6 protein-coding genes are annotated in these 7,170 nt (G+C 38.2%); 4 read left to right on the plus strand and 2 right to left on the minus strand.

What is annotated here, in order from left to right; all coding sequences use genetic code 11:
* Nucleotides 1-238: 238 nt before the first annotated feature.
* The 4 genes from U473_RS01960 to U473_RS01970 all read left to right on the plus strand — a co-directional run bounded on the left by U473_RS01960 (nucleotide 239) and on the right by U473_RS01970 (nucleotide 5,696).
* Nucleotides 239-2,620: a heavy metal translocating P-type ATPase gene (locus tag U473_RS01960; protein WP_068722842.1), complete on the plus strand. Its 2,382-nt coding sequence runs from the start codon at nucleotides 239-241 to the stop codon at nucleotides 2,618-2,620.
* Between the two features lie 37 nt (nucleotides 2,621-2,657).
* Nucleotides 2,658-2,822 carry a hypothetical protein gene (locus tag U473_RS14705; RefSeq protein WP_161937267.1) on the plus strand — a complete coding sequence of 55 codons (165 nt, stop codon included), beginning with the start codon at nucleotides 2,658-2,660 and terminating at the stop codon, nucleotides 2,820-2,822.
* Between the two features lie 104 nt (nucleotides 2,823-2,926).
* Nucleotides 2,927-4,834, plus strand: a complete 1,908-nt coding sequence (locus tag U473_RS01965; RefSeq protein WP_068722844.1) for an ABC-F family ATP-binding cassette domain-containing protein — start codon at nucleotides 2,927-2,929, stop codon at nucleotides 4,832-4,834.
* Nucleotides 4,835-4,868: 34 nt separating this feature from the next.
* The gene (locus U473_RS01970) at nucleotides 4,869-5,696 is read left to right on the plus strand and encodes an aldo/keto reductase (protein WP_068722846.1); all 828 of its coding nucleotides are present in this window, start codon (nucleotides 4,869-4,871) and stop codon (nucleotides 5,694-5,696) included.
* 73 nt (nucleotides 5,697-5,769) lie between these two features.
* Here U473_RS01970 and U473_RS01975 read toward each other — a convergent pair whose 3' ends face one another.
* Nucleotides 5,770-6,237 carry an S-ribosylhomocysteine lyase gene (locus U473_RS01975; protein WP_068722848.1) on the minus strand — a complete coding sequence of 156 codons (468 nt, stop codon included), beginning with the start codon at nucleotides 6,235-6,237 and terminating at the stop codon, nucleotides 5,770-5,772.
* Nucleotides 6,230-6,934 (minus strand): 5'-methylthioadenosine/S-adenosylhomocysteine nucleosidase, encoded by a 705-nt coding sequence (gene mtnN, locus U473_RS01980; RefSeq protein WP_068722850.1) that lies wholly within the window; start codon nucleotides 6,932-6,934, stop codon nucleotides 6,230-6,232. Before mtnN ends, U473_RS01975 begins: the two co-directional genes overlap by 8 nt.
* Between the last annotated feature and the right edge of the window lie 236 nt (nucleotides 6,935-7,170).

Consider the following 7,170-nt stretch of genomic DNA (forward strand, 5'->3'; position numbering starts at 1 on the left):
AATAAAAGTGACTGTTCGCCAATCAGTCACTTTTTTTTTAAAATTAAAATGATAGAACTTTATTCCATTAGTCATTTTGGGGTTTGTATATCTATAGCAGATATTCTTTGTCACAATTTGTTCACATTTTCTGTAGAAAAAATCCATAAACAAAGGGTATATTTAACAGCATAAATACTATAGGGGGGTATGGTAAATAACATACAAACCTAATTATGAATAAGGATGGAGGGATACCATGGCAACAACCACATTAAAAATCCAAGGAATGACTTGTGCCTCCTGTGCCACAAGAATTGAAAAGGGTTTAAACAGGTTGCAGGGCGTAAAGAAAGCCAATGTGAATTTGGCTTTAGAAAGGGCAAGCATCGAATATGATGAAGAGCAAGTTTCAATCAATGATTTTGAGAAGAAGATTGCAGACATTGGCTACAAAGTCATTTCAGATAAAGTAGAGCTAGATATTTTTGGGATGACATGTGCATCATGTGCGACAAGAATTGAGAAAGCATTAAATAAATTACCAGGTGTTAAGACAGCCAATGTAAATCTTGCGTTAGAACGTGCAACTGTAGAATACATTGGTGCTGATGTAAGCATAGCTGATCTAATTAAACAAGTTGAATCGGTTGGCTATCGTGCGAAGGAGCGAAAAGCAGATAACGTCGATGCGGAAAAAGAGGCAAGGGAAGCTGAGATCAGGAACCAAAAACGTAAATTCATTATTTCGGCTATTTTATCTTTACCTCTTTTAGTAGCCATGCTGGAGTATATCAATATAAGGATTCCAGAAATTTTCCTTAATCCATGGTTCCAATGGGTATTTGCAACACCTGTTCAATTTTTTGTAGGTTGGCAATTTTACGTAGGGTCATATAAAGCATTAAAAAATGGCAGTGCTAATATGGATGTTCTTGTTGCGCTAGGAACTTCAGCAGCCTACGTCTACAGTCTATGGGAAGCATTGATTGGTGGAGACAAACTTTATTACGAGACAGGCGCTATTATCATTACGCTAATCGTACTAGGGAAATTACTAGAAGCTGTGGCAAAGGGTCGTACATCTGAAGCGATCAAAAAATTGATGGGGTTACAAGCAAAAACAGCCACTGTGATTCGTGATGGTGTAGAACAGGAAATTGCCATTGAAGAAGTTGTAGTAGATGATATTATATTGGTTCGCCCAGGGCAAAAGATTCCTGTTGATGGAGTGGTTGTAGAAGGAAACTCAGCGGTTGATGAGTCAATGCTTACAGGTGAAAGCATTCCTGTAGATAAAAAAATAGGTGACAATGTGATTGGTGCAACGATCAATAAACATGGAACTTTTAAATTTAAAGCAACGAAAGTAGGGAAAGATACTGCACTAGCTCAAATCATTAAAGTAGTTGAAGATGCTCAAGGTTCCAAAGCACCGATACAAAAATTAGCAGATAAGATCTCAGGGATCTTCGTTCCGATCGTAGTTGGTATTGCAATTCTTACCTTTATCGTTTGGTACTTTGTTATTGGCGTTGAATTTGCGATTGCACTAGCCGCGATGATTGCTGTATTAGTAATCGCATGCCCCTGTGCTTTAGGACTTGCAACTCCAACCTCAATCATGGTGGGTACAGGTAAAGGGGCAGAAAAAGGAGTCCTTTTTAAAGGTGGAGAGCACTTACAAAACACCTCAAGATTAAATACTATAGTTCTAGATAAAACGGGAACCATTACCAAAGGTGAGCCAGAATTAACGGATATTTATGTCGTAAATGGCTTTAATGAAGACGAAGTTCTTCGTTTAACAGCTTCAGCGGAAAATAGCTCCGAACATCCGCTTGCAACAGCAATCGTAAAAGGGGCTAAGGAAAAAGGGATTGAATTGGTTGAAGCTGATTCCTTCAATGCCATTCCAGGGTTTGGTATTGAGGCAGAAATTGAAGATAAAAAATTGCTTGTTGGTACTCGTAAATTGATGAAACAGCAGAATATCATGTTGGGTGAAATTGAGAGTAAGATGGAACAAATGGAGCAAGAGGGAAAAACGGCGATGCTTGTTGCCATCGATCAGCAAATAGCTGGAGTTGTGGCTGTTGCTGACACAATTAAGGAAGATTCTAAAGAAGCAATTCATAAACTACAACAATTAGGGCTAAAAGTGGTTATGATTACAGGGGATAACAAACGAACGGCAGAGGCGATTGCCAAACAAGTCGGTATTACCGAGATTCGCGCAGAAGTCCTTCCAGAAGATAAGGCGTCTGAAGTACAAAAGTTCAAAGATCAAGGTGAAATTGTTGCGATGGTTGGTGATGGAATTAATGATGCTCCAGCACTCGTTACAGCCGATGTAGGGATTGCAATTGGGACAGGTACTGATGTAGCGATCGAATCCTCTGATGTAACTTTAATGCGGGGTAATTTAACAGGTATTGTTGATGCCATTCTACTAAGCCGTAAAACAATGAGAAATATTAAACAAAATTTATTCTGGGCGTTTATTTACAATACGTTAGGAATACCAGTTGCTGCTTTAGGTTTATTGGCACCATGGATTGCCGGGGCAGCGATGGCCTTTAGCTCAGTCTCTGTTGTCTCTAACTCATTACGGTTAAAAGGTGTTAAATTAGTACACTAATCCATTATTTCTATACTAGTTTAAGGAGGTGAGGAGAATGGGCTGCTGCGGAGGACATGATAAAGAACATGACCATAAGAATCAAGGTCATGAGCATGATCACAATCATGAACATGCTGAGGTGAAAGCTGAAAAGCAGGAGCATGTAGAAAAACATGATCATGGACATGATCATGGTCACAAAAAAGGGCATTGTTGCTAATTAAAAAAGGGATTCAGTTCAGATTTTGAATTGAATCCCTTTTTTCGTATGATATTGTATAATAAAACCATGTTGAAAATCACAAGCAAGGCTAGGAGATTGATATGAGTATACTGACGGTTGAGAATTTAGTGAAAACCTATGGGGAAAAGGTTTTGTTTAACCATATTTCATTTATGATTGCTGAGAAACAAAGAATTGGACTAATCGGGGTTAACGGAACTGGGAAATCAACCTTGTTGCGTGTGATTGCCGGAAAGGAAAAGGCAGAAGCAGGACAAATCATTCACTCCAACCATTTTCAAATTGAATTCTTATCACAACATCCTGAGTTGAATGATGAATTAACTGTTTTTGAGCAAATCTATTATGGCCATTCAAGCCTCATGTTAGCGATGAGAGAATATGAACAAGCAGTACTCGCACTTGAAGCTGATCCAAACAACCGGATGAAACAGGAATATCTAATGAAGATGCAGCAAAAAATGGATGAAGTAGGGGCATGGGAAGCGAGTACCATCGCCAAAACGATCCTTAACCGCCTTGGAATCAAGGATATGACTCAACCGATTAAGGCATTATCAGGTGGGCAAAAGAAACGTGTAGCGATTGCGAAGGCATTAATCCAACCAGCTGATCTACTTATTTTAGATGAACCAACCAACCATTTAGACCATGAGATTATTGAATGGTTAGAAGGGTATTTGGCTCAATATAGGGGCGCTCTGCTCGTGGTAACACATGACCGCTATTTCTTAAATCGGGTGACCAACCGTATTTTTGAATTGGATCATGGTGAACTTTACGTATACGATGGCAATTATGAGGTGTTTTTAGAGAAAAAGGCAGAACGAGAAGAACAAGCAATCGTTGCTGAACAAAAGAGGCAGAATCTCTTACGCCGTGAGTTAGCATGGTTAAAGCGTGGCGCAAAAGCAAGAACCACAAAGCAAAAGGCAAGAATTCAACGAGTCGAGCAGATACAAAAAGAAAAGAACGACACGGTAAATGAAGAGTTAGATATTGTTTTAGGCTCAAATCGATTGGGAAAAAAAGTATTTGTAATCGAAGGGATCTCAAAAACCTTTGGTACTTCAACAATTATCGATGATTTTAGCCACATTGTTGTTCCAAATGAACGCTTAGGAATCGTTGGACCTAATGGGAGTGGGAAGTCAACTCTATTAAATCTATTAGCGGGAAAAATAAAGCCGGATCGTGGGCTTATTGATCGAGGAGAAACGGTGAAAATTGGCTATTATACCCAAGATCATACAGAGATGGATCTTAATCTGCGTGTGATTGAATATATAAAGGAAGCTGCAGAAGTGGTAAAAACGGCGGATGGACAGTGGATTTCTGCAGAACAAATGTTAGAGCGGTTTTTATTTTCAAGAGATATGCAGTGGGCCTATATTCGCAAGTTATCAGGTGGGGAACGGAAACGATTATATTTATTAAGAGTGTTAATGACTGAACCCAACGTTCTTTTACTTGATGAACCGACAAATGATTTGGATATTGAGACATTATCGATTTTAGAAGATTATTTGGATCAATTTCCAGGCGTTGTCATTACGGTTTCTCACGACCGTTATTTTCTTGATCGAGTGGTTGATCATCTTCTAGTGTTTGAAGGAGATGGAAAGATTGGCCGATTTGAAGGAAATTACTCTGAATATTTGACATTACAAAAGCAAGAAAAACAACAAAAACAATTAATGGAAGAAAAGCAACCTAGTGAAAGCACGAAAACAGTAAAAGAACCACGCAAGAAATTATCTTATAAAGAACAAATAGAATGGGAAGAAATTGAAGATCGAATTGTGACACTAGAAGCACGACTTCAGGAATTACAAAAAGAACTCGAACAGGCTGGAAGCAATATCGAACTTGTTCATCAAACCTATCAAGAACAACAACAAGTTGAAAAAGAGTTAGAAGAAGCAATAGAACGTTGGACAGAATTATCGTTAATGATAGAGGAGATCGAACAAAATAATAGAAAATAAGATAATACAAAACGTATAGGAGGTTGTAAAAACGATGAATAGTATTTTTGATCGAACAACTTTGCATAATGGGGTTCATATGCCTTGGTTAGGACTTGGGGTTTATCAGGCCAAAGAAGGTAAAGAGGTTGAAAATGCGGTGAAATGGGCCATAGAAATAGGCTATCGAAGTATTGATACAGCAGCATTATATGAAAATGAAGTTGGTGTTGGAAAGGCAATCAAGGAATCGGGTATAGCAAGAGAAGAGCTTTTTATCACAACAAAAGTGTGGAACAATCGACAGGGTTATGAATCGACATTGGCCGCTTTTGAAGAAAGTCGACAGAAATTAGATCTAGAATATATTGATCTCTATCTGATTCATTGGCCAGTGAAGGGAAAATACAAAGAAACCTGGAAAGCTCTTGAAAAATTATATCGAGATGGAATTGTAAAAGCCATTGGCGTAAGTAATTTTCAAATCCATCATTTAGAAGATTTGATGGCGGATAGTGAAATTGTACCAATGGTGAATCAGGTGGAGTATCATCCAAAGTTAACACAAAAGGAACTTCTTCATTTTTGTCAAACCCATCACATTCAATTAGAAGCTTGGCGGCCATTGATGAAAGGGCAGATCTTTGGTGAACCTACAATTGTAGAGATCGCCAAAAAATATAATAAAAAACCTTCACAAATCGTTCTACGTTGGGATTTGCAACATGGAGTGGTCACCATTCCAAAATCAGTACATCGGGATCGAATTCAAGAAAATGGGGATATCTTCGACTTTGAATTAACCAAAGAAGATATGGAAGCAATCGATGAATTAAATCAGAATCATCGACTAGGGGCAGATCCAGACAACTTTGATTTTTAATTATACCGAATAAAAAACCCACACAAGTATCGCCTTCCTTTGAAGGAAAACCGATTCTAGTGTGGGGCTTTATTTATTCAGCAAAAATTTGGTGCCATTCATCTTTATGTGCGAGCATTTTCCGAGCTTGTTCTTTTGCACCTTCCAAACTGTGACTAGCTGCCCATCCACATTGGGTTTCATTGCTAGCAGGTACTTGTTCTGCTTTTAATACATCTTCAAGTGTTTTTTCTACAATTTCAAGGATTTCATCATAATTTGTATGGTTGATCATCGTTAGATAAAAGCCTGTTTGACATCCCATTGGGCTAAAATCAACCACTTGATCTGTATAATATCGGATGTTTTCAGCGATTAAATGTTCTAGAGAGTGTAGAGCTGCCATTTCCATATGTTCTTGATTAGGTTGACAAAAACGAACGTCATATTTATAGATCTCATCCCCATACTTCCCCTTTTTTATACCAGCTAATCGAATATAGGGAGCCTTTACCTTGGTATGATCTAAATTAAAACTTTCTACATTCATTTTTTTAGTCATTTGATTTCAACTCCTTCACCATTTCAATGACCAGATTTGCAGAATTTACTGCTGCTTTTTTAAGAAATTGTTCAAAGGATACTTTCGATTCTTTTCCTGCAATATCAGAAAGAGATCGAATGATAATAAAAGGAACCTTGAATTGATAACAGACTTGAGCAATCGCTGCTGCTTCCATTTCTACTGCATAAAGGTTTGGGAATTTGGAACGAACATAATCAACGCGTTCTGGATCATTCATAAAGGAATCGCCTGTAGCGACTAGGCCTTCAACCACTTGAACTCCTGTTAATTTCTCAGCACTGTTTATTGCAATCTCCATTAAGTGTGGATCTGGTAGGAAAGATGCTGGCATCTTAGGAACTTGTCCGTATTCATAGCCAAAAGCGGTTACATCTACATCATGATGTCGAACTTCTGTTGATATAACAACGTCCCCTACATTTAACTCTTTATGAAAGCCTCCAGCGGAACCAGTATTAATCACATATTCTGGAGAAAAAAGCTGATTAAGTAATGTGGTTCCAATTGCCGCATTTACTTTGCCAATCCCTGATTTTAATAAGATGATATCTTGATTTTCCAACTTTCCAGTAGAAAATTCACTTTCTGCTATTACGATGTCTTCCCTTTGTTCTAGTTTTTCTTTTAATCTCTCAACTTCTTCATCCATCGCCCCAATAATACCGATCTTCATGTGCTACTCCTTTCCGTTCTTTGTGAATTCATTGATGGTGTGAACTACCCGCCACCTACGCTTCGCTTAGAGGTGGGGGTTTCTAAGGTAATCGCACCTAACGGTACGAAATTTACTTAGCTATCGAGCCTGTTCCATGCTCTATTTATGATTATACTAACAGTCGCAATCCTTCACGCTTGATATTGATAGAAGCGTTCCAATCTCTATCTGCCACAAAACTACAATCACAATGG

Origin of the sequence: Tepidibacillus decaturensis (assembly GCF_001561915.1) — a bacterium.
GTDB classification, from domain to species: domain Bacteria; phylum Bacillota; class Bacilli; order Tepidibacillales; family Tepidibacillaceae; genus Tepidibacillus_B; species Tepidibacillus_B infernus.